2 protein-coding genes are annotated in these 1,330 nt (G+C 64.7%); both read right to left on the reverse strand.

Annotated elements, in window-relative coordinates; all coding sequences use genetic code 11:
• A partial coding sequence (locus EEJ42_RS04300) for an HIT family protein (protein WP_123098675.1) occupies nt 1-380 on the reverse strand: 380 nt, incomplete at its 3' end.
• A 243-nt stretch (nt 381-623) separates the two neighbouring features.
• Nucleotides 624-1,232 (reverse strand): GDSL-type esterase/lipase family protein, encoded by a 609-nt coding sequence (locus tag EEJ42_RS04305; RefSeq protein ID WP_123098674.1) that lies wholly within the window; start codon nt 1,230-1,232, stop codon nt 624-626.
• Nucleotides 1,233-1,330: the final 98 nt, after the last annotated feature.

Genomic DNA, 1,330 nt, shown 5'->3' on the forward strand with positions numbered 1-1,330 from the left:
TGCGGATACAGCCACACAGGCTTGCCCACCAGCTCGGCCGGCTCCCACTCGAACCGCGGCCAGACGTGGGCATGCAAGAACGGGTCCGTGTTACCGAGGATCTCCAGGTTGACCCGGCGAAAATCGGGATCCAGCTGCCGACAGGCCCGCTCAACCGCTTCTCCGAGCTGGTCCATATCGGACAGAAACGCCAGTCGCTTGGTCTTCGGCAGGTCAGACAGCCGTTGAACACCGGGTTCGTCCACGAGGAAGGCCGAGTAACCCGGCAAGAACTGAACGTCCCCGATCACCGCGAATCCCGACTCAAGCCGCCGCAACACGGTCGGGTTCTCCCCCCGCAGGGCAGCCCCGATCCGGTCCATCCGCCAGTCATCAGTCATGGCCAGAACCTACCTGCAGGTGATCAAGCCCCGCTTCCTCGCTCCCCAGCTTCCCCACACACATCAAGGACCAACCAAGTGAGGCGAGGAGCGACCCCGGCCGTTTTCAGGGCTCTGTCCGCAGTTTCGTGAAGGTCATGGCTGGGTGTGGGTGGCCAGTTCCGATTCCCCGCTCGCGGCAGTTGGTGGGGAACTATCTGGCCGCGAATATGACAGAGGGCGACACCGAGTGGCGGAAGCCGACTATTGGCCTGGGCGAGCGGTCCATTCGTGCCACCTGCCGGCGAGGACGATGTCAGTGAGCCTGTGGTAGCCCGCGCTGCCTGGGTGGGCACCGTCGCCGGCCAGTGCTTCCCTCGTCCAGGCAGGGTCACTGGCAAGGGCCTGGGTCGTGGCGATGAACGGGACGTGCCGCGAGCGGCAGAGAGCGGCCATCTCCTCGGCCAGTTGCGAGGTCCGTCGCAGATGGCCTTCACCTGCGTCGACGACGGGCGGGGGACCTACGACCAGCGCACCGATCGCCCGCTGCCTGCACCCGTCGAGGAGCGAGGCCAGGTTGCCCACACAGCGGGAGGGGGCAACGCGGACCTTGCCTTCCTCCTCAACCATGTCGTTGCTACCGAAGGAAACGACCAGCCGATTGTCGGCATCGGGCAGGGTGCGCGGTGCGACATCCTGCCAACATCGACGCAGGACATCCTCGGAGGTGTTGCGCCGGATCCCGAGATTGAAAGCTGTGACATCACCGCAGGTGGCCTGGAGCACCCGGCCAACCCAGCCCCGGTGCTCCGGGTCACCGATGCCCTGGACAAAGGAGTCGCCGATGAAGCACATGCGTAGATCCCTGCTCATCCGGTCAACTCTACGGCTAGATGAATGAGTCCGATGTTCTCAGTGGTCGTAGGCGATCAGGGATCGCTTGGCTGTGGCTCCGGTGGTCCAGTTGTGCC

The sequence above is a fragment of the Streptomyces botrytidirepellens genome, from assembly GCF_003721215.1.
Lineage (GTDB): Bacteria > Actinomycetota > Actinomycetes > Streptomycetales > Streptomycetaceae > Streptomyces > Streptomyces himastatinicus.